General features: G+C 58.4%; 19 protein-coding genes, 1 tRNA gene and 1 pseudogene. 5 read left to right on the top strand and 16 right to left on the bottom strand.

Features of this window, described 5'->3' with window-relative positions; genetic code table 11:
* Positions 1-49 precede the first annotated feature (49 nt).
* Both AABM54_RS20950 and AABM54_RS20945 read right to left on the bottom strand, forming a co-directional pair.
* Entirely contained in the window at positions 50-328 is a 279-nt protein-coding gene (locus AABM54_RS20950; RefSeq protein WP_347901883.1) for a hypothetical protein, read from the bottom strand.
* On the bottom strand, positions 318-569 hold the full coding sequence (locus AABM54_RS20945; protein ID WP_347901882.1) for a hypothetical protein: 252 nt from the start codon (positions 567-569) through the stop codon (positions 318-320). The genes AABM54_RS20950 and AABM54_RS20945 overlap by 11 nt, the downstream gene beginning before the upstream one ends.
* A gap of 169 nt (positions 570-738) precedes the next feature.
* On the opposite strand from AABM54_RS20945, the gene AABM54_RS20940 reads away from it, so the two are divergent.
* From AABM54_RS20940 to AABM54_RS20925, 4 genes are all read left to right on the top strand, one after another.
* Positions 739-1,449: a response regulator gene (locus tag AABM54_RS20940; protein ID WP_347901881.1), complete on the top strand. Its 711-nt coding sequence runs from the start codon at positions 739-741 to the stop codon at positions 1,447-1,449.
* Between the two features lie 77 nt (positions 1,450-1,526).
* Entirely contained in the window at positions 1,527-2,801 is a 1,275-nt protein-coding gene (locus tag AABM54_RS20935; protein ID WP_347906269.1) for an ATP-binding protein, read from the top strand.
* The gene (locus AABM54_RS20930; RefSeq protein WP_347901880.1) at positions 2,798-3,364 is read left to right on the top strand and encodes a hypothetical protein; all 567 of its coding nucleotides are present in this window, start codon (positions 2,798-2,800) and stop codon (positions 3,362-3,364) included. Before AABM54_RS20935 ends, AABM54_RS20930 begins: the two co-directional genes overlap by 4 nt.
* Before the next feature lie 195 nt (positions 3,365-3,559).
* Positions 3,560-4,102 (top strand): hypothetical protein, encoded by a 543-nt coding sequence (locus AABM54_RS20925; RefSeq protein WP_347901879.1) that lies wholly within the window; start codon positions 3,560-3,562, stop codon positions 4,100-4,102.
* 37 nt (positions 4,103-4,139) lie between these two features.
* On the opposite strand, the gene AABM54_RS20920 is transcribed toward AABM54_RS20925, so the two are convergent.
* From AABM54_RS20920 to AABM54_RS20855, 14 genes and pseudogenes are all read right to left on the bottom strand, one after another.
* Positions 4,140-4,775: a hypothetical protein gene (locus tag AABM54_RS20920; RefSeq protein ID WP_347901878.1), complete on the bottom strand. Its 636-nt coding sequence runs from the start codon at positions 4,773-4,775 to the stop codon at positions 4,140-4,142.
* A gap of 315 nt (positions 4,776-5,090) precedes the next feature.
* Positions 5,091-5,312, bottom strand: a complete 222-nt coding sequence (locus AABM54_RS20915; RefSeq protein WP_347901877.1) for a formate dehydrogenase subunit delta — start codon at positions 5,310-5,312, stop codon at positions 5,091-5,093.
* A complete protein-coding gene (fdhF, locus tag AABM54_RS20910; RefSeq protein ID WP_347901876.1) occupies positions 5,309-8,197 on the bottom strand; it encodes a formate dehydrogenase subunit alpha in 2,889 nt (962 codons plus the stop codon). Before fdhF ends, AABM54_RS20915 begins: the two co-directional genes overlap by 4 nt.
* A pseudogene (locus AABM54_RS20905) lies at positions 8,194-9,757 on the bottom strand (formate dehydrogenase beta subunit). The gene fdhF and the pseudogene AABM54_RS20905 overlap by 4 nt, the downstream one beginning before the upstream one ends.
* Positions 9,754-10,230 (bottom strand): formate dehydrogenase subunit gamma, encoded by a 477-nt coding sequence (locus tag AABM54_RS20900; RefSeq protein WP_347901875.1) that lies wholly within the window; start codon positions 10,228-10,230, stop codon positions 9,754-9,756. The pseudogene AABM54_RS20905 and the gene AABM54_RS20900 overlap by 4 nt, the downstream one beginning before the upstream one ends.
* A gap of 1,017 nt (positions 10,231-11,247) precedes the next feature.
* The gene (locus AABM54_RS20895; protein ID WP_347901874.1) at positions 11,248-11,694 is read right to left on the bottom strand and encodes an alpha/beta fold hydrolase; all 447 of its coding nucleotides are present in this window, start codon (positions 11,692-11,694) and stop codon (positions 11,248-11,250) included.
* A 191-nt stretch (positions 11,695-11,885) separates the two neighbouring features.
* The gene (locus AABM54_RS20890; protein ID WP_347901873.1) at positions 11,886-12,599 is read right to left on the bottom strand and encodes a phosphocholine cytidylyltransferase family protein; all 714 of its coding nucleotides are present in this window, start codon (positions 12,597-12,599) and stop codon (positions 11,886-11,888) included.
* A gap of 84 nt (positions 12,600-12,683) precedes the next feature.
* The gene (locus tag AABM54_RS20885) at positions 12,684-13,301 is read right to left on the bottom strand and encodes a gamma-glutamyl-gamma-aminobutyrate hydrolase family protein (RefSeq protein WP_347901871.1); all 618 of its coding nucleotides are present in this window, start codon (positions 13,299-13,301) and stop codon (positions 12,684-12,686) included.
* Positions 13,298-15,613 carry a PEP-utilizing enzyme gene (locus AABM54_RS20880; RefSeq protein ID WP_347901870.1) on the bottom strand — a complete coding sequence of 772 codons (2,316 nt, stop codon included), beginning with the start codon at positions 15,611-15,613 and terminating at the stop codon, positions 13,298-13,300. The genes AABM54_RS20885 and AABM54_RS20880 overlap by 4 nt, the downstream gene beginning before the upstream one ends.
* 5 nt (positions 15,614-15,618) lie before the next feature.
* Positions 15,619-16,368, bottom strand: coding sequence for a class I SAM-dependent methyltransferase (locus tag AABM54_RS20875; RefSeq protein WP_347901869.1), 750 nt, complete (start codon positions 16,366-16,368; stop codon positions 15,619-15,621).
* The gene (locus AABM54_RS20870; RefSeq protein ID WP_347901868.1) at positions 16,365-16,913 is read right to left on the bottom strand and encodes an adenylyl-sulfate kinase; all 549 of its coding nucleotides are present in this window, start codon (positions 16,911-16,913) and stop codon (positions 16,365-16,367) included. The genes AABM54_RS20875 and AABM54_RS20870 overlap by 4 nt, the downstream gene beginning before the upstream one ends.
* 52 nt (positions 16,914-16,965) lie before the next feature.
* Complete coding sequence (locus tag AABM54_RS20865) at positions 16,966-18,156, bottom strand: hypothetical protein (protein WP_347901867.1); 1,191 nt, start codon at positions 18,154-18,156, stop codon at positions 16,966-16,968.
* A gap of 521 nt (positions 18,157-18,677) precedes the next feature.
* Positions 18,678-19,007: a hypothetical protein gene (locus tag AABM54_RS20860; RefSeq protein WP_347901866.1), complete on the bottom strand. Its 330-nt coding sequence runs from the start codon at positions 19,005-19,007 to the stop codon at positions 18,678-18,680.
* Positions 19,008-19,160: 153 nt separating this feature from the next.
* Positions 19,161-19,245 (bottom strand) — tRNA-Leu (locus AABM54_RS20855).
* A gap of 108 nt (positions 19,246-19,353) precedes the next feature.
* Between AABM54_RS20855 and queA the strand changes: the two genes are divergently transcribed.
* Positions 19,354-20,418: a tRNA preQ1(34) S-adenosylmethionine ribosyltransferase-isomerase QueA gene (queA, locus tag AABM54_RS20850; RefSeq protein WP_347901865.1), complete on the top strand. Its 1,065-nt coding sequence runs from the start codon at positions 19,354-19,356 to the stop codon at positions 20,416-20,418.
* The last annotated feature ends 13 nt before the right edge of the window (positions 20,419-20,431 follow it).

Below are 20,431 nucleotides of genomic sequence, written 5' to 3'. Positions count from 1 at the left end.
GACAGAAAAGCAAAGAGCGGGCGTTCACGATTTCTGTCCCCGGTGTGCGTCAACCCATCGCTGGGGGCGTCGATGCCTCGCTGCTGTGCGCCAGGGGCAGCGCCTCGCCATGGGCGATCAGCCAGCGCAGCATGTCGGTCACCGGCACACGGTGGCTGCGTTCGACCGATTGCATGCCGTCGGGGCTGTAATGTTCGCTGTAGCGCGTGAGGATCAGTTCGCGCTGGTCGCTCGATAACTGCAGGCTGACTTCGCGGCAATGCACGTCGGTGTTGGCACGCTTCACCACGTGTTGGTGCAGGATCAGGGGTTGGTTGTCAGAAACCATCGGCAGGGTCTTCCTGGCAGCGTTGCTTTTGCGGTTCGGGGGCGGCTTGCTGGCCTTTGAGCACAACGTCGGCACGGTGTTCGGCGATCATCCACTCGGCCGGGCTGTACAACGGGTTGGCGAGTTGTGCACAGGTGACGGTTTCGGCTGGCGTGCGGTTGCTGCATCCCGTCAGGTAGGCCTGGGTCAGCCGCCGCGCGGCGTGGCGAACCTGGGCGGGTGAATGCTTGAGCGAGGGCATAGGCAAACAGTCGTCGGAGAAAAGGTGCCAGATGCTGACATCAAGGTTTTGCGCAAAGATGTCTGGTTTTTTACCGCGTTGACGCTGTGTTACCGAGTTGAAATAAATGACGGAGCGCGCCGAATGGTTTTAGATACTGGCTCATTCAGACCTTAAGTGAAGCCCACCGGTGAGCAGTCTTTTGATCGTGGACGACGACCTTGAGGTCCTCGCTCTGCTGAAGAAGTTTTTTATGCAGCAAGGCTATGCCGTCGAGGTCGCCACCGAGGGCGTCTCGCTGTGGGCGGCCATGGAGCGCCAAGTGCCGGACCTGATCATCCTCGACCTGATGCTGCCGGGCGAGAACGGCCTGACCCTGTGCCAGCGCCTGCGCCAGCAGTACGCGACCCCGGTGATCATGCTGACCGCCATGGGCGAGTTGAGTGATCGGGTGGTAGGGCTGGAAATGGGTGCCGACGATTATCTGAGTAAACCCTTCGACGCCCGGGAACTGTTGGCCAGGGTGCGTGCGGTGTTGCGCCGCGCCGGCGAGAGTCGGCCGCTGGCGGGAGAGGTGCCGCGCCCGCTGATCAAGTTCGCTGACTGGCAACTGGACCTCACCCGCCGCGAGCTGCGCTCGCCGGATCAGGTGATGATTCCACTGTCGGCCGGGGAGTTCGATTTGCTGCTGGTGTTCGTCGAGCACCCGCAGCGCATTCTCACCCGTGAGCAGTTGCTGGACCTGGCGCGGGGGCGTTCCCATGAAGCGTTTGATCGCAGCATCGACGTTCAGGTCAGCCGCTTGCGGCGCAAGCTGGAATACGACACCAAGCGACCGGAGATGATTCGCACCGTGCGCAACGGCGGCTACCTGTTCACCCCCAGCGTGACGCGCCAGTGATCAGGTTCAAGGCTGGCTGGCGCTTGCGCCCCCGGGACACGGTGGCCCGCTGGATTGCCCTGACCACTATCGTCGCCATGCTGATTTCCCTGGCCTTCAACGCGCTGTTTACGCAGTTGGCCGGTGTCTGGGCGTATCCGCCGCTGGCTGAAACCGGCCTTCTGGAAAAAACCGCCTCGATAACCCGCGTGATCGAAGCGTCCGAAGCATCGCAGCGCGAACGGCTGGCAGCCGCCGCCAGTGATAGCGGCATGAGCGTGAGCTGGCACGCCAGCCGTGAGGGCCTGGATTTGCCTGCGGTCACCGACGCGGCGTACCGCACGGCCTCACCGGCGGCCAAGCGCTTGTTCAACACCCCGACGCGTCGGGTCGAAGCCTATCAGCCTGGCGACTGGCCGCAGAAAAACGGCCATTACGCCTTGCTGGTGCAACTGGCGGATGAGTCCTGGCTGATGTTCAGCGTGCCGTCGCGCAGTTGGGGGCTGGATGAGGGGCCGCGAAACCTGATCGTCATCATGCTGGTGCTGCTGTCGACTGCCGTTGTCGCGCTGATCGCCACCCGTCACCTGGCCAGGCCCTTGCAGCACTTCGCCCAAGGGGCGCGGCGCTTTGGCGCGGACTTTCGCGCCCCGCCCATCGAGCCGGTCGGGCCTCACGAAATTCGTCAGGCAATCCTCGCGTTCAACGCCATGCAGGCGCAGTTGCAGCACTTCATCAAGGACCGCACCCAGATGCTCGCGGCCATTTCCCACGACTTGCGCACCCCGTTGACCCGGATGCGCCTGCGCGGCGAGTTCATCGAAGATGCGGACCAGCAACAACGGCTGTTTCGAGACGTCGACGAAATGCAGGCGATGATCAACTCGGCGCTGGAGTTCTTCCGCGACGACGCCCGGCTGGAGCAGGCGACCCAGTTCGACCTGGCTGAACTCCTGCAAACCCTGATCGACGACTACCGCGATCAGTCCATCGACATCACCTTCAGTGGCCCGCCCCGGCTCGTGTACTTCGGCCGCCCGCTGGGCCTCAAGCGCGTTATCACCAACCTGCTGGACAACGCGATCAAGTACGCCAGCGAACAGGCCATTGAATTGCGCAACGCGGAGGATCAGGTGACCATCCGCGTACTCGACCGTGGGCCGGGGATTCCTGCCGACAGTTATGAACAAGTGTTCACCCCGTTTTTCCGGCTGGAAGCCTCGCGCAACAAAAGCACGGGCGGGGTCGGGCTGGGACTTTCGGCGGCAAGAGCCATTGTGTTGGAACATGGAGGAAGTTTGACGGTGAGGAATCGCAAGATTGGAGGGCTGGAGGCGCGCGTGGTATTGCCGGTGCAGGTGACAGCCCTATGACGCGCCATCCATTCGGCGCTCTGGTCGTGAGCGTTATCGGTTTGATGGGTTTCCCTGTAACCCTGCTGGCTGACGAGCAATCATGTTCAATCCATGTACCGAACACCGCGTGGGTGGTTGCCGATTGCCACAAGGAAGGCAGCGTCGAAGTACTAAAACTGCTTCCCGCCAATGTCCCCCTCTATGGCTCGGAGTTCGACAAGCTTCCAACCGTCATCGTGGCCGGGAGTAACCCGGATGAAGTCTTGAGAAAAGTCGGTCTGGGCGCTGCCAATCCCTACAACAATTTGATAGAACTCCCCGGTTATGGGGCGATCACTCGCTACTCCGACGCCGCCGGGACCGCGAAAGCAAAAGTGATGCAAGAGGGCTGGAAGTTACTGGACATGAAAGATATTCAGTATGTGGCCGGGCGCGAAAGCGATGGGGAAGGGTATAGCCTTGTTTGCAGTACGTTTGAACGAGTGATCGGGCAGAGGGTTGTGGTGGTTTCGCAGTGCAATGACTTTTATGAAGAAGATGTATCCAGGCTGAAAAATATCCTTCGGTCGTTGGAGGGGTGAGGTTTGGTTGGGCATTTGAAGTGTCTGTGAGCGATAAGAGCGTGACCCAGCCACCTGGAAGATGAGTCCCTGTGTTCAGCTTGCCGTTGCGTAGTTGGGGTTGCCGGTGCAGGAAGGTTAGAGACGATTCATGGTTGATGGCCAGCTGCCATCTAACGATAATTCCGCTCCCCTACACTCACGCAAGGAAACGTCGTGAAAAAGTCCCTCCTGCTCGTCCCGCTGCTCCTACTGCTGCAAGGTTGCGGTGTCAGCATGACGCGCTATGAGCCAAGCTACGAGAACGTCCAACAGCTCAAGCAGACCCCACCGCTGCAATCGATCAGCAATGCTCAGGTGAAGGCGGAATTTGGCCAGGGCTCGTTGACGGTTCGGGCTAATCCGATCAGTTCGCCGAGTGGCAGCATCCCTCTGCATATTCAAGAGGCCATCAATGAAGAACTGCGTCGTGCGGGCCTGCTGGATCCGCAGGCACAGCGGCACCTCGACGTACTGTTGGTCAAGAATGAGCTGACGGCAGGAATGGGGACCGGTACTGGCGAGCTTGCAGCCCGCTTTACTCTGCTCAAGGGCAATGAAGTGGTTTACGACGCGACCAAGAACGTGAGCCACCAGTGGGACAGCAGCTTTTTCGGTGTCATTGCGATCCCGAATGCCGCCAACGCCTACAACCCGATGGTTCGTGATTTGCTGAAGACCTTGTACAGCGATCCGCAATTCATCCAGGCCCTGAAATAAGGGTAAAAAAAGAGCCGCAATTGCGGCTCTTTTTTTATCAAACCCGTGGCACAACGGAATCGAGTGCCGAATATTTCAGGCTCTTGCTCTCCACCATTTGTTTGAGCAACGCGTTGACCTGACGGCTGAAGGTATCGCTAACCGCCGCTTTCGGGGTGTTAGCCATCAAAGGCACAAACCAGATGCCCATCCAGGTATTGATCGCGTCATGGTTACTGGCATTGCTGACGGTCAGCCCTTGTGGGTCAAGCGCCTCGAGGCTCATGGTGTATTGATCCGTCGCCATCGTAGGAATCACGGTAAAGGTGAACCCACTGATAAAGGCCATGACCATCTGACCACCACCCGGCGGGTGGTTGTAAACCTTCAGGCGCAAGTTGTAGTCGCCAGGCTGCTTCTGAAACTCGTCCAGCGTGACGCGGCCAAACAGCCCGGAATCGTTCAGCACTTTTTGCAGTTCAGGCTTGAGCATGTCGCGCGCTTGTGGAACTTCAACGGCTGAAGCGCTTTTTGGCTCGCCTTGATAGAAGTCGAAGTCCACATAGACATTCGGCTTGTTCGAATAGCTGGACATGGACGGCATAGTCACCGGAGCCACTTCGTCCTTGGTAAAACTGGCGCAACCGCTTAGCCCAAGTACCAGGGCCAACCCCAGAATTTTTCCAAATTGCATGACGACTTCCTTAATTGATGGCAAAGCGCCTCCATTCGGAGGGCCGCGCGGATTCTAGAAGGTGTCAGGTAATTGCAAAAGGCCATATCTGAGAAAAATTGGCTGGGAATCGGAAAAAAGAGCAGGTTTTTCCATAGCTGGAGCGGCTGCTTCATGCTCTGAGGAAGTCAGTTAACGTTGATCAACGTTCTTGAGCTGCGCAATCGTAGGGTGAGTGGGTTCTCCGCGCCCTCGATGCTCGAGGTTAAAAACCTCTGGAACACCCCTTGGCCTGTCTTCACAGGCCAAGGGGCAATTCCAAGGGATCGTGTGAATCTAAGCCTCCCAACCCGCCCCACTGACCGCCGCCTGTGCCAGTGGGTGCAAGTCTGCCCCGTGATGCGCCGTCTGCCAGGCCAGCAACTCCTTGCGCATGCCGGGCGTCCAGTACATCTGCAGATGATTACGCACGCCGAGCACGGCCTGTTGCGGGTCCGGTTCGTTGGCGAAGTACTGGGCGATCTGGTTGGCCATTTTGATCAGGTTGGCGGTGCTCATCGGCGTACCTCGGCTTTTGCTCCGGTGGTGCGCGCCTGGCGGCGTTCGTCGAGCAGGCGTTGTTGTTCGTCACTGAATGCCTGGTAGCGTTTTTGCCACTCGGAAGGGTGGTAGACGCGGCTGACTTCCACGGCGGTGACCTTGTACTCCGGACAGTTGGTGGCCCAGTCGGAGTTGTCGGTGGTGATGACGTTGGCGCCCGATTCCGGGAAGTGGAAGGTGGTGTACACCACGCCAGGGGCTACCCGTTCAGTGACCCGCGCACGCAGTACGGTCTGTCCGGCGCGGCTGCCGATGCCGACCCAGTCGCCTTCGTTAATGCCTCGACTCTCGGCGTCGGTCGGGTGGATTTCCAGGCGGTCTTCGTCGTGCCAGGCGACGTTGTCGGTACGCCGGGTCTGGGCGCCGACGTTGTACTGGCTGAGGATGCGCCCGGTGGTCAGCAGAAGGGGATAGCGAGTGTTGACCTTTTCCTCGGTGGGCACGTAGCCGGTGAGCATGAAGCGTCCCTTGCCACGCACGAATTCCTCGATGTGCATGGTCGGCGTGCCGTCCGGTGCCGCGGCATTGCAGGGCCATTGCAGGCTGCCGTGGCGATCCAGTTCGGTGTAGCTGACGTTGGTGAAGGTCGGCGTCAGGCTGGCGATTTCATCCATGATTTGCGACGGGTGCTGGTAGTTCATGGGATAACCCAGGGCATTGGCCAGGGCGACTGTGCCTTCCCAGTCGGCCTTGCCGCCAAGAGGCTCCATGACCTTGCGCACCCGGGAGATGCGCCGCTCGGCGTTGGTGAAGGTGCCGTCCTTTTCCAGGAACGAGCTGCCCGGCAGGAACACGTGGGCGAACTTGGCGGTTTCGTTGAGGAAAATGTCCTGCACCACCACGCATTCCATGGCCGACAGGGCCGCGGTGACGTGCTGGGTATTGGGGTCGCTCTGGGCGATATCTTCGCCCTGGCAATACAAGCCCTTGAAGCTGCCGCCCAGGGCTGCCTCGAACATATTGGGGATGCGCAGGCCCGGGTCGGGTTGCAGGGTGACGTTCCAGGCCTGTTCGAACTGCGCGCGTACCACCTCGTTGGAAATGTGCCGGTAGCCGGGCAACTCGTGGGGGAACGAGCCCATGTCGCAGGAGCCCTGAACGTTGTTCTGCCCCCGCAGCGGGTTCACGCCCACGCCTTCGCGGCCGATGTTGCCAGTGGCCATGGCCAGGTTGGCGATGCCCATGACGGCGGTGCTGCCCTGGCTGTGTTCGGTGACGCCCAAGCCGTAATAGATCGCCGCGTTGCCGCCGGTGGCGTACAGGCGTGCGGCGGCACGGATGTCGGCAGCGTCTACGCCGCAGATGGCGGCCAACACTTCCGGCGAGTTTTCCGCACGGCTGACGAATTCGCTCCAGCGGGCGAAATCGCTGCCCTCGCAACGGGCGTCGATAAAGGCCTGGTTGAGCAGGCCTTCGGTGACGATAACGTGGGCCAGCGCGTTGAGCATGGCGACGTTGGTGCCCGGGCGCAGGGCCAGGTGCAGTTCGGCACGGGCATGCACCGAGTCCACCAGATCAATGCGTCGTGGGTCGATCACAATCAACCGCGCACCTTCACGCAGGCGGCGTTTGAGCTGGGAAGCGAACACCGGGTGCGCATCGCTGGGGTTGGCGCCCATCACCAGGATCACGTCGGCCTGCATCACCGAATCGAAACTCTGGGTGCCGGCGGACTCGCCCAGGGTTTGTTTCAGGCCATAGCCGGTAGGCGAGTGGCAGACCCGCGCACAGGTGTCGACGTTGTTGTTGCCGAAGGCGGCGCGCACCAGTTTTTGCACCAGGTAGGTTTCTTCGTTGGTGCAGCGGCTGGAGGTGATGCCACCAATGGAGTCGCGGCCGTATGTTTGCTGCAACCGGCGGAACTCGCTGGCGGCGTAGGTCACCGCTTCATCCCAGCTGACTTCCTGCCAAGGGTCGTTGATGTGATGGCGGATCATCGGCTTGGTGATGCGATCCGGGTGGGTGGCGTAGCCCCAGGCAAAGCGGCCTTTGACGCAGGAGTGGCCGTGGTTGGCCTGGCCGTTCTTGTCGGGAACCATGCGCACCAACTGGTCGCCTTTCATTTCGGCGCGGAACGAGCAGCCCACGCCGCAATAGGCACAGGTGGTGATCACGCTGCGTTCGGGCTGACCCAGTTCTACCACGCTTTTTTCCATCAGGGTCGCGGTGGGGCAGGCTTGCACACAGGCGCCGCAGGACACGCATTCGGAGTCGAGGAAGTTCTCGCCACCAGCGGCCGCGACCCGGGATTCGAAACCGCGCCCGGTAATGGTCAGGGCAAAGGTGCCCTGGGTTTCTTCGCAGGCGCGCACGCAGCGGTTGCAGACGATGCACTTGCTCGGGTCGTAGTCGAAGTAGGGGTTGGAGGTGTCCTTCTGGTCAGCCAGATGGTTCTCGCCTTCATAGCCGTAACGCACTTCCCGCAGGCCGACCTGGCCGGCGACGGTTTGCAGCTCGCAGTTGCCGTTGGCCGAGCAGGTCAGGCAGTCCAGCGGGTGATCGGAGATGTACAGCTCCATGACGTTGCGGCGCAGGGTGGCGAGCTTCGGCGTCTGGGTGTGCACGCTCATGCCTTCGCTGACCGGCGTGGTGCAGGACGCGGGGTAGCCGCGCATGCCGTCGATCTCCACCAGGCACATGCGGCAGGAGCCGAAGGCTTCCAGGCTGTCGGTGGCACACAGCTTGGGAATGGTGGTGCCCAGCAGCGCGGCGGCGCGCATCACCGAAGTGCCTTCGGGCACGCTGATGCTGCGGCCGTCGATGTTCAGGGTGACCTGCACCTCGCTGTTGCGAGCAGGGGTGCCCAGATCGATATCGGTGTTCGGGTCGAAGAGAGTAATCATTGGTCGGCCTCCGAGGACTGCAAGCCGAAGTCGGCGGGGAAGTACTTGAGGGCGCTGGCGACCGGAAAGGAGACCATGCCGCCCAACGCGCACAGCGAGCCGTATTGCAGGGTGTCGCAGAGGTCCTTGAGGATGATCACCTGCGCATCGCGACCGCTCTGGTCAGGCGCGGCCAGCAGGCGGTCGATCACCTCCACGCCCCGGGTCGAGCCGATGCGGCAGGGGGTGCATTTGCCACAGGATTCCTCGGCACAGAACTGCAGGGCGAAGCGCGCCATGTGGGCCATGTCCAGGCTGTCGTCAGCCACCACCACACCACCGTGACCGAGCATCGCGCCAATGGCGGCGAAGGCTTCGTAATCCAGCGGCGTGTCGAATTGCCCCGGTGGCACCCAGGCGCCGAGGGGGCCGCCAACTTGCGCGGCCTTCAGCGGCCGGCCACTGGCGGTACCGCCGCCGTAGTCTTCCACCAGTTCGCGCAGGGTCAGGCCAAAGGCCCGTTCCACCAGGCCGCCGTGACGAATATTGCCCGCCAGTTGGAAGGGCATGGTGCCCAGAGAGCGGCCCATGCCGTAATCGCGATAGAACTGCGCGCCCTTGGCCAGAATCAGCGGCACCGAGGCCAGGGTCAGCACGTTGTGCACCAGCGTCGGCAGGCCGAACAGGCCCTGCAATGCCGGAATCGGCGGCTTGGCGCGGACGATCCCGCGCTTGCCTTCAAGCGAGTCGAGCAGCGCGGTTTCTTCACCGCAGATGTAAGCGCCGGCACCGACGCGTACTTCCATATCGAAGGCCTGGCCGCTGCCGTCGACATTGGCGCCGAGGTAACCGGCGGACCGGGCGATATCCAGCGCTGAGCGCAGTGTGGCCACGGCCTGTGGATATTCCGAGCGCACATAGATGTAGCCGTAGCTGGCCCCGACGGTGATGCCGGCAATAGCCATGCCTTCAATTAGCAGGAAGGGGTCGCCTTCCATCAACATGCGATCGGCGAAGGTGCCGGAGTCGCCTTCGTCGGCGTTGCACACAATGTACTTCTGCGCCGCTTGGGTGGCGCGCACCGTGCGCCATTTGATCCCGGCGGGGAAGGCTGCGCCGCCACGGCCGCGCAGGCCTGAATCGAACACTTCCGTCGCGGTCTGTTCGCCACCGATGGTGATGGCTCTTTTCAAACCCTCGAAACCGCCATGTTCTTGGTAATCGTCGATGTACAGCGGCTGGGTGATGCCGGCGCGGGCGAACAGCAGGCGTTGTTGAGTCTTAAGATAGGGCAACTCTTCCACCAGGCCCCAGGGCCAGAGGATGAGCAGACGGCTCGCCTTTCAAGGCTTCGAGCACTGACGGTACATCGTCAGCAGTCAGTGGGCCGAAGCCGAAACGGCCTTGTGGCGTGTCCACTTCCAGCAATGGTTCCAGCCAGTACAGGCCGCGCGAGCTGGTGCGTTGCAGGTCCAGCGGCAGATTGCGTTCACGGGCCTGAGTGGCCAGGGCCACGGCCACCTCATCGGCACCCACGGCACGGGCAAGAGAATCACAGGGCAGATAAAGACTCGGCATCATGCGTCCTCCAGGCAAGCGTCGAGCAGGGCATCCAGACGCTCGGCGCTGAGCCGCGCATGCACCTGACCATCCAGCTCAAGGGCCGGCGAGCAGGCGCAAGCACCCAGGCAATACACCGGCCGCAAACTGATGCTGCCATCGGCGCTGCTGCCGTGATCGTCCAATTGCAGGCGTTCACGCAACTGCGCAGCGAGCTGCTCGGCGCCGCGGCTCTGGCAGGACTCGGCCCGGCACAGACGCAGGATATGCCGGGCCGGGGGCGCGGTGCGGAAGTCATGGTAGAAACTGATCACCCCGCGCACCTCGGCCTGACTCAGGTTGAGGGCATGGGCAATCTCGGGGATGGCGGCATCGGGGATGTAACCGATGCCCTTCTGAATATCATGAAGGATCGGCAACAGTGCGCCGGGCGAACCCTTGTGGCGCGCCAGCAGGCTGTTGACCATCGGCAGGTGCAACATCTCATCAGGCATACAGCATTCCTCACGGTCACGGACACACCAGGCGGTTGTCGGTTGTCCGAAAGTGTCGGCTGCGGCATTCACACCACGTCACGGTATCGTGGCATTTTCAGGCCGTTGGCCAGGCACCCTGAGCGGGCATCTTGTTGGGCCCGGTGCGGTCTTTGCCGCACCTCTTCAGGGCATAAATCGCAGCTTGCCACGCTGGCATTGATTCAACTGCACAAAAGCGACGTGCTTGGTTCTTTCTACGACCAATCGTTGAGTCTAGAAGAGCGTAGTCGAAGGCGTCGTCGATGAAGGGGTTGTTATGCTTTTTTGCTTGAGGGGTTATGCGCAATGAATTGCTGGCGGGGAAGATGATGGCTGAGCTCACCGGGAGGAATTCGACGGTGGAAACTTCGAAACTGATTTCTCAGCATTCGCTTTGCCTCGAATATTGAAACCCCGAAAACTCGGGGTTAATCCCAAATTCCAGTCAGCACGCACAACCCCTGTGGGAGCGAGCTTGCTCGCGATAGCGCCAGATCAGCCAACACCAATGCTGAATGCCCAGCCATCATCCCAAGCAGCCCGCTCCCGCAGACTTCACACCTCACCGACCGGTATCAGGGAGGAAGCGGGGACAGACCACGTTTTACTCACACCCGTAATCGTGGTCTGCCCCTGTATCTCCCAACTACTTCTTGACCACTACTTCGCTATCGAACGCTAGCGATGAAACGCCGTATTTCCCGCTCGACCTTTTCGGGCTGGTCGAGCTGTATCCAGTGTCCCGTATTAGCCACCACGGCGTGGGGTAGCTCCGGTCGTAACGCGTAAAGCGCATTGGGGTTGTCGTTCGCGCTACTGACCAGGATAAAAACCGGACCCTTCCATGCATCCAGCGCGGACTCGGGGTTCCAATTGGCGAACGCCACCGCAAACCCCAACCGTGCAGCCGCATCGACCGCAGTACAATCTTCCAGAACTCTGGACTTTACCTTTGCGTTATTGCCCGCGATCGTCGCATAGAACCCCTGTTGCACATCAAGGCTCGCAGGCCCCCGCAAGCGCTTCCAGCATTCCGGCGCGAACCTCATCAGGAAGTGCCCTTGGATCTGTCGCGGGATCAAGCAAGAACAAGCCAGCCACGCGGTCGGCGTATCTGGCGGCATAGTCCAGCGCTGCGGCGCCACTTCCGCTGTGGGCCACGATGATGAAACGCTCAAGCTTGAAGGCTGCGGCTGTATCGATGATGTCTTGCGCGCGTCCTGTATATGAATAGTCTCCATTCGCGGCCGGGGAGCTGTCGCCGCTGCCCCGTGAATCAAGGGCATAGACTTTCCTGTCTCGTCCGATCGGCTCAAGCATTTCCGCCCACTGGCTTGCTCGACCGGAGTCTGCGTGGAGGAAGAGCACCGGCAAACCTTCGCCATGTCCTGCTTCAACCACCGCAAGATTGCCCTGCGTTCCGGCGAATATTGTCTGCTTCATAGTGTTCTCCTTTGTGTGTTCCGTACCGTCCGTGGAAAAAGATAAGCCGACGACAACTCCAATCCGCAGCGCTGGGCAAAGCATGGAGGCAGACCACGTTTTCTCACACCCATAATCGTGGTCTGTTCCTGTATTTCTTTTGGGCGTTGGAGGGGGTAGGTAGTTGCAGGGTAATGAACAGGTGAGGGCGGTTATTGATACAAGAAGAGATCTTCAGAAGAGTCGACCTCTCCCCATTCTCCTGTGTAAGGAACGGCTTGTATCGGGACCTGACCCGCATCAATGACGTGCTGAAGGGTGTTCGTCATATGCACGTTGTCACACTGCTCCGGGGTTAATGCCGAGCGAAGCCGAACGACTTCTGCCCAACCCTCAGGCGTGAAGCGCAAAAGCCCCATGTATTGGCCCTGAATATCGTCTGCCGATTCTGGTTTGTTGCCGATTTCGGCCAAGGTGTCAGCAGCTGTCAGGCGGAACGTTTCTGCATCCAGTAATGGATTGCCAAAACGCTGTGTCCAAAGCTCCAGCCAATTCGGGTCATAGGTGACTGCCAGGGAAGCCTTGCATGTCATCAACGACTGGACCGCTGCAGGGCTGTAGAAGATATCGGAATAACTCACGATGCACGGCTCTGCCTGCAACCAGGTTTCAGCACACGCCAATGACGACACCATATTGGTTTGCGCCCAGCGTGAGTTATGGAATTCGATCAGCCCTTGGTCCGCCAGCAACTCGCGTTTGTAACCCGTAACGATGGCTATCTCTCGAACGCCTGCAGCGTGCAGCGCCGCAAGCTGCCACTCCAGCAGTGTCTTGCCCCGCAACTCGACCATGCACTTGGGACGTTCATCCGTGAGGCTTTTCATGCGGCTGCCACGTCCGGCAGCCAAAATAATGGCTTTCACAACAGTTCTACCTCATGAATATTCGAATGGAATTCGTCTCGGCGAGTTCGGCTCCAAGTGCCACCGCTTAGGCAGATACAGGTTTTAGTCACCGAATAACTGCTTCAATCGATGAACGTCGTGCGATGCAAAAACCGCCTCTCGTTCCGGGTGCCACATCCAGCCTTCCCAGGGCCGGCTGAGGTGTCGGATGGCTTCGATTTCCCCATCTTCACTTCGCGCCAAAACCTCAAACCCTTCCGGGCAGCCGGCAAGGGCAAAACTGTGATAACTGTTCACCTCGGCAACTATTTGCCCTGATAACGTGTGCCGGGTTCGCACATGACCTGTAACCGGTTTTAGTTCGCCACCTTCCGAGTGCGCCATCATCTGCATGCCCCGGCAAATTCCGAGTACTGGCAGGTTGTGGGATCGTGCATGGTCAAGCAGCCTGCCTTCGGTCAGGTCGCGTGCCGAACACTGCCCGATGTCATTTCCGCCCGAAAGAACGATGGCCTGGGGGGATACCGCGTTTAGCCAGCCATCAAGGGCATCCTGAGTTACCCCCCCATCGAGTGTTCGCAGGTGCAACCCGTTGGGTACCGGCACCGGTATAAAACCGGCAGCCAGAAGAAAGCTGACCAGACACTGGTCCAGTGCATCACGGTTTTCGCCGCGCTCAGGCAACACGTCCACACGCTGACTGACGGCAACAACCTTCATGCCAGCATCTCCACCCAGCGCCCAGGACAGTCCAGATGCAAGCGCTGAGCCGCCGACCAGCGGCGGTAGAGCACTTCACCGGCACCGATGACCGCTGGCAGGCCAAGCTCACCGGCACGAATGGCCATGTGCGAGTTGGCGCCGCCCCACGCCGTTATCAACCCGGCAATCGGGTAGGCAAACAGCCAATCAAAACCTGGGTCTGCATTGGGAATGCAGACAATCGCCCCGGCAAGCTTTTCTCGGTCATCGCTGCGCACCACGGGGGCTGTGACCTGCTTCTGGGTGATGAAGTTGGGCGCTGTTTCCGGCCACTCGAAGGACCAGACATCCTCAGGTCGGGTAATCACCGGCGGTAGCGATATCTTGAGGGTCTTTTCGTAGCGGGCCTTGCCCTGTTCAATGCTGCGCAAAAGCACATCTTTCGGGTCGGCAGCTGCAACGTGCAGTTCCTTTAAGGCACTGATGTCGCAATAGGCCATGTCTTCGCGTCCAATGCCATGCTGGGCGCCTACTTCAGCAATCAATGCCAAGGCATCCGAGAGATTGCGGGTGAAGTGGAACTTGGCCAGCTCGCGCAGTTCGATACCGGCTTGCATGAAGTCCAACAAGCCAACGGGATCAGGCTCCAGGCCGTGCGCTTCCTGCTGCTTCACGATTTCGCGCATCTGTGGAAGGGTCAGCGAAAAAGGCTGTACTGGCTCTGGGGTGGATGGACGCTGAGTCCAGTCGAAGTAGAGTTCCGGTGCTTCATCGTAACGCGGCGAAAGGATGTCGTAGGTGCCCGGGCGCAAGTGTCCGTAGCGCGCGAGGAACGTCGCCTTGTCCAGTGTCGCTCGGTCACGTGCCAACTGGCCGCTGACGGTTGAGACACCCCCCATGAAGCAATCGTAGTCAGCCTGCGAGAACACTCCCACCGTCACCAGCGATTTAAGCATCTGCACCGCGACGAAGCCGGCGCGGGCCAGACCGGCGAATGGCAGGGTGCCGTAGCGTTTTGCATCTTCCAACAGCCAGTAAATCCGCTCTAAAGGGTCGGCGTTGGATGCCAGCAACTCTTCGCGTCGCGCATTCAGCATGTCGAGCTTGTTTGCATCGGCGCGCCATAGGCCGTCCTTGGGGTGAACGATGCGGTTGGTCAGCTTGCGCAAACTGGTGCTGATGGCCTCAAGCTCGTGCTCCAGGAAACCGGCACTGGCCAAACGCTCCAGTCGCTGCGACAAATCCAATGTGTAGCACGAGAAAACAATCTCGAACTCCACCTTATCGTGCAGCGTCGGTTCGGCCAGCAGCCGATCGATATAGTGATCGACCAAGCGCCCGGCCAGTCCCTCATCAAGGTCTGCTGGAATGAAGGAGTTGAACGACAAGCGCACATCGATGTACGGCAACCCGAAGAAATGCGGCATCAGCGGGAAGCTACGCAAGTTGCGGTAGCCGTAATTGTGGCGCTGGTAGGCCCAGATTGAGTCAGTCACCAAATCCCGGTACAGCGAGAGCGCCAGCGGTTTGGGACGGATACCGATAATCTCGGCCGGATTCCAGTCCGGCATCACGCCATAGACGGTACGCTGCCCCATCAGGAATGGATGCGGCTGCATACCCCGCGCTACCTTGCGCTGAATACTTTCCAGGCAATCGGCCTGTGTTGCTTCGGATTCCGCAGGTGTTGGCAAAATCAATGGCCGGGCTTGTAACAGCCACAACACCTCGCCTTCTGCTTCGCGTGTGACAGCGAACTCGCAATCGACCGGTGCGCCATCGAACAACGCCAGCAACTCTTCGAGCAAGGCAATCAAGGGTGCGAAACTTGGCGGTGGCGGCACTTTGCTAAGTGCCGCCTGCTGCCAAAGCCGACCGCCCATGCCGCCGGTGACAGATGCCGTGTCACTGCCTTCCGACCAGTTCACCACCCGATACGGCGCGCAGGTATTCGGGTCGTGGGAAAAGGCAACGCCGGAACGAACCACGTTACCCAACATCGGTTGAATCAGTACCTCGTCTGCCAGGTGTACATCGCCATAACTTGCGATTACCTGTTCAACGGCCGATACCAATCCTGCTTCATTGACGTCAGGGACCGAGAGAAAGGCCCCCGCACAGGAAGCTTGCGCGCCATCTTCGCGCAGACAACTGGAGCGTACGATCCAGGGACCGGCCCCCAGCTGTCCCTGGAGATCACGAAAACAGGCTTGCCCACCGATTTGCCAGTCCCTCACGGTGAACGACAGCAGCGGCGCAATGCGAGCCGACTTGAGCCGCTCTTGTAGGCTGGCCAATGTGCCAGCCTTGGTTGAGAAATGCAGCGCCATCGGCATTATCTCAACTGAGCAACCCAGATATTGGTCGAGTACGGAATCTGGATCGAGGATGTCTGAAGGCTTTTCAGATAGTCATCGATTGCGCTGATCACCTCATGGAATTTCGCACCGGCTTGGCGCTCCAGTGTTGCGTGAGAACGCCAGGCTTCCAGGCACTCTTCAATGCTTTGCTCGTGAATGACACGTGCATCAAGATGAACAACAGGACCGAAAAGCCCACTGGCATCGATCACGGCAGTTTGATCTTCACGACGAGTACCGTAGCCATAACCTTGTACCCGCTCTTTAATGATGGCTTCGATGCGGGCCTGGATCGGATCATCAAGATGGCGATGATTCCACATACAGGCGAACCAGCCTCGTGGCTTGAGAATGCGCGCGGTTTCCTTGAGTGCCTGCTGGCGGTCGCAGACATTGAAGGAACTACCAAAGGTGACCATGTCGAAAGCTTGCGACGTTTGTCCTGTGACTTCGCCCGTTCCTTCATGCCAACTTACATTGGCCAGGTCGGCGGTACGCTTGATGCCATTCGCGCGCATCGCATCATTAGGTTCCACCGCAACAACATTCAAACCACGCGCAGCCAGCATCATGGTCAGGTGTGCGACGCCTGCTCCGACATCGCAGAACTTGTCGCCTTGCTCGGCACCTGCAATTGAAAGCATTGCATCAATCGCGGCATCTGCGTAGTCAGGACGTTTCAAATAAGCATCGGCCAGCGTGGTGTAATCCCATTCGGTTTTCATACTAACTTCCTTTTACAAAATCGATGTAGTAAATCATCTGTTAAAGTTTGCAGGGAACGCTGAGGTTCGAACTCAACCACCCAGTCTGCCGCTGTCGGTTCATCAATCGATAAATCGAGCCCAGCGACATCGTGCAGCTCGCCCGCATCGAATCGGCGGTATAGGCCCTTGGGATCCCTGCGGCGCAGTTCCTCCACCGGCACCTTCAAGTAGACTTCGAAGTAACCTGGCAAATGGGCTCGGTTCCAGGCATGAACTTCCCGAAACAGCGAAATCGTAGCGATCACTACGGTGTGCCCTTGAGCGGCAATGACTCTGCACAGATGAGCGTATTGCATGGCCAGCGCCAATCGCCCCTCTCGCCCATAATTCTGCGGATGGGCAGCCGTTGCGCCAAATACGTCGCGCAGTTCATCCCCGTCCAGCATGATGACCGAGTGGCCTTGGTTTCGAAGCCCGGCAATAAACTCCCGGGCTAATGTTGATTTTCCTGCACCCGACAGCCCTGTAATCCACACTACTTGCCCGATGAAATCAACTTTCATATCGACCTGATTCGTATGCAGTCTATAAATTTTAATTGGAATTCATACACGATCATTGCAGCACGTTTTCTGTGCCCTTGATCGTTCTCTCGTTGACTTCTCCATTCGCATGCATCGCAAAGTAGCAAAACCTGGAATCATGCTGCTCATGAACCAGATCCTGAAACACTTCATCCGGGTGATGAAAGTCTCTGTATTCTGACTCGTAGAACTTCTTATATATATAATGTCTTTGCTCGGGTGTAATCAACTCAAACCCACCCATCAGCTCTTTAAGTTCGCTGCCATTTTTAGCGATTGGCAAAAAATTATCCATTTGTTCCAGCCACGCATTAACGATAGGGTGGCTCTCGCTGCCTGACGGAACGTAATAAATGGGTAGCCTGCATGTGTTGAGCATAAACGAAACACCACCGCTCGAAGCGTCGGTAATGATCGTGTCACACTGCTGGTAGAAGTCCTTGCTGCTGCCCTTGGCATAATCTATTGAAATCCACGGATACTTGACCAGCTGTTCACACATCTCCTTTACATACGGATTTTCAAAATCAGTCATGTAAGGTCGCACAATAATTTTTGCACTAGGAATCTGGGTTTTAACTGCAGTAATAACCACTTCCATGTTTTCAAATAGAGAGGCGCCACTTGGGCATATTCCTATTTGCGTCGGCAGAATGCCTACGACATACTGCTCAGATGTTCGCAGGAAGGCAGGCGGCGAACTTAAAAACTCGGGGAGTTTAACTGGCAGTGTGGATATTGCACTCGTTTTTCGAAGATCGGATCGCTGTATTTTCGCTACATAGGCTAGACGCGACGCGTTTCTGTCATGCCTGTAAAGCTGTAGACCTGTTTTCATCAGACCAAAAAGCGATCTGGATGGAGAAACAATCGCATCCCAAAATGATAACAAGCTGGAACAATAATACTTGTCTCTGAGCGGCATGCCGACGTTGCCATGCGCGATAAATACTCCGAAATTTGACTCGTCAAGCAGCGACCCAACGAAGGCATCATTCGAGATAATTGTTTGTGATTTTAAGCTTTCGATATAATCCAGCCCTACCTCCTCGACTGGATAACTTAGAACCTGCTCTGCTTCATATTTGCTCAAGCCGGTAATATTTGTTTGAAGCACTACGCAATTATAGTTATTTCGAAGAGCATTTAGCGCTGGTAGCAGGTATTCAAGGTATGTTTTTCCGCCATTGCTGACGTTGCTGATCAAGTAAACGTTTTTCATGATAAAAGGTGCACCTTCAATGCTTTCCTAGGCAAAACCAGTTTCAGACCATGTAGTCGCACGAAGGCGGAGAGGCTTGCGGTCTTACCCTGGCGCTTCTCCCTCAGCACGTGTACACCCTTGTCGTGATGCAAATCAGACTAAAATCGTATTAAATTTCCTTGGGAAATCAGCTACAGAACTTGGCTGTGGATGCACAACATATCCCGAATATACCACGCGATTGGCAAATCGCCATCGTCTCGAACGGCAATTCTTTTCTCCTTTGCGCATCTAGATGGTTCCCACTTACAGGTGTCGGCGTCGTCCATTTTATCGCTGTACAAGAGGTGGGTTTTCGGCGGGAACCACTGTAAGCGTTCCTAAACCCCGCCTGTTAAAAATAGACGGGGTTTATGGAGCGCTTACACCGGTTTTGACTTCGGGCTGCGCCTTTTACACCTCGATGAACTTGCGTCGCGCAGGTGGGAGCGATCAGTGAGGGTGTAAAGGGGCACCCTGCGTACTCCCAGCCCGATCATTCACTGAATGTCTTTCAAGTAATCCTTAAGCGCAATGAGCGGAGTATCAAGCTGCTCCATGGTCTGCGCAGCGCTGAAATCAATCGACAATCTATCCAGCTCTCGCCCCAACGGCGTACCAGCCCCACCTATCGCCTCAAGCGCCAGCCCCAGGCATTCAGCCACTTTGACCTTGATGGTCTCGACATCACCTCTGCGCACCAGCAAGCCGAATACGTCCCTCTGGTAGTCGTTCATCATCAGATCGTCACGCAGGATCGGGCTTTGGCCTTCCGTTTCGTAAGCCAGCTTAAGGGAGAAGAGGGCGACTGTTTCCAGTGGCAATTCCATAGGGAGAGTCCTTGAGGCATTTCCTGTCGGGTGAGGATGCGAAGATCAAAAGACCGTCCGAGCGCGGCCTGAACCTGCGGCAGCTCCTGCAGGAGTGGCGCACTTTTCTACAGGCGAAAAAAAAGACCTTGAATTTCAAGGTCTTTTTTAATTTGGTGCCCCGAGGGAGACTCGAACTCCCACTCCTTTCGAAAACGGATTTTGAATCCGCCGCGTCTACCAATTCCGCCATCAGGGCTCAATGGCGGCGAAGTATAGAGATGAGATTACCGTTGGTCAATCACGTTTCGTGGTCTATTTTCACTATTTCCGCTAGACTTCCCGGCCCTGCTAGACGAACTCCATCATGCGCGTTGCTGACTTTACTTTCGAACTCCCTGATTCGCTGATCGCTCGCCACCCTTTGGCTGAGCGGCGCGGCAGTCGCCTGTTGACCCTGGATGGGGTCAGCGGCGCCCTGGCACACCGTCAATTCACTGATTTGCTTGAGCATTTGCGCCCAGGCGACTTGATGGTGTTCAACAATACCCGGGTGATTCCGGCGCGGCTGTTTGGCCAGAAGGCGTCCGGCGGCAAGCTGGAAATTCTGGTGGAGCGGGTGCTCGACAGTCATCGCGTGCTGGCTCATGTGCGTTCCAGCAAGTCGCCGAAACCGGGTTCGAAGATCCTCATCGACGGCGGTGGCGAAGCTGAAATGCTCGCGCGCCACGATACGTTGTTCGAACTGGGGTTTGCCGAGGAAGTGCTGCCGCTGCTCGACCGCGTCGGGCACATGCCGCTGCCTCCTTATATAGATCGCCCGGACGAAGGCTCGGACCGCGAGCGTTATCAGACCGTGTACGCCGAGCGCCTGGGCGCAGTAGCCGCACCGACCGCCGGCCTGCATTTCGACCAGCCGCTGCTGGAGGCGATTGCCGCCAAGGGCGTTGAAACCGCGTTCGTGACCTTGCACGTCGGCGCTGGCACCTTCCAGCCGGTGCGCGTGGAACGCATCGAAGATCACCACATGCACAACGAATGGCTGGAAGTCAGCCAGGACGTGGTGGATGCGGTTGCTGCGTGCCGTGAGCGTGGCGGGCGTGTGGTGGCCGTGGGGACCACCAGCGTGCGTTCGCTGGAAAGCGCTGCCCGCGATGGCGTGCTCAAGCCGTTCAGCGGCGACACCGATATCTTTATCTACCCGGGCCGACCGTTTCATGTGGTCGATGCCCTGGTGACCAACTTTCATTTGCCCGAATCCACGTTGTTGATGCTGGTTTCGGCGTTCGCCGGTTATCCCGAAGCCATGGCGGCCTACAAGGCTGCCGTCGAGCATGGATACCGCTTTTTCAGCTACGGTGATGCGATGTTCATCACCCGTAATCCGGCGCCAACCGCTCCCAAGGATTCGGCCCCAGAGGAAACAGAATGAGTCGTACAAGTCG

Source organism: Pseudomonas purpurea, from assembly GCF_039908635.1.
In the GTDB taxonomy this organism is placed as follows: domain Bacteria; phylum Pseudomonadota; class Gammaproteobacteria; order Pseudomonadales; family Pseudomonadaceae; genus Aquipseudomonas; species Aquipseudomonas purpurea.
The sequence above is the reverse complement of the archived record's forward strand: the minus strand, read 5'-3'. Positions and strand labels throughout refer to the sequence as shown.

Coding starts and splice junctions, on each gene's coding strand:
- fdhF (WP_347901876.1), bottom strand. CDS start 8,197: ATGATTACTCTCTTCGACCCGAACACCGATATCGATCTGGGCACCCCT.
- AABM54_RS20860 (WP_347901866.1), bottom strand. CDS start 19,007: ATGGAATTGCCACTGGAAACAGTCGCCCTCTTCTCCCTTAAGCTGGCT.
- AABM54_RS20870 (WP_347901868.1), bottom strand. CDS start 16,913: ATGAAAGTTGATTTCATCGGGCAAGTAGTGTGGATTACAGGGCTGTCG.
- AABM54_RS20895 (WP_347901874.1), bottom strand. CDS start 11,694: ATGAAGCAGACAATATTCGCCGGAACGCAGGGCAATCTTGCGGTGGTT.
- AABM54_RS20930 (WP_347901880.1), top strand. CDS start 2,798: ATGACGCGCCATCCATTCGGCGCTCTGGTCGTGAGCGTTATCGGTTTG.
- AABM54_RS20875 (WP_347901869.1), bottom strand. CDS start 16,368: ATGAAAACCGAATGGGATTACACCACGCTGGCCGATGCTTATTTGAAA.
- AABM54_RS20865 (WP_347901867.1), bottom strand. CDS start 18,156: ATGAAAAACGTTTACTTGATCAGCAACGTCAGCAATGGCGGAAAAACA.
- AABM54_RS20885 (WP_347901871.1), bottom strand. CDS start 13,301: ATGAAGGTTGTTGCCGTCAGTCAGCGTGTGGACGTGTTGCCTGAGCGC.
- AABM54_RS20880 (WP_347901870.1), bottom strand. CDS start 15,613: ATGGCGCTGCATTTCTCAACCAAGGCTGGCACATTGGCCAGCCTACAA.
- queA (WP_347901865.1), top strand. CDS start 19,354: ATGCGCGTTGCTGACTTTACTTTCGAACTCCCTGATTCGCTGATCGCT.
- AABM54_RS20945 (WP_347901882.1), bottom strand. CDS start 569: ATGCCCTCGCTCAAGCATTCACCCGCCCAGGTTCGCCACGCCGCGCGG.
- AABM54_RS20920 (WP_347901878.1), bottom strand. CDS start 4,775: ATGCAATTTGGAAAAATTCTGGGGTTGGCCCTGGTACTTGGGCTAAGC.
- AABM54_RS20950 (WP_347901883.1), bottom strand. CDS start 328: ATGGTTTCTGACAACCAACCCCTGATCCTGCACCAACACGTGGTGAAG.
- AABM54_RS20900 (WP_347901875.1), bottom strand. CDS start 10,230: ATGCCTGATGAGATGTTGCACCTGCCGATGGTCAACAGCCTGCTGGCG.
- AABM54_RS20935 (WP_347906269.1), top strand. CDS start 1,527: ATGCTGATTTCCCTGGCCTTCAACGCGCTGTTTACGCAGTTGGCCGGT.
- AABM54_RS20915 (WP_347901877.1), bottom strand. CDS start 5,312: ATGAGCACCGCCAACCTGATCAAAATGGCCAACCAGATCGCCCAGTAC.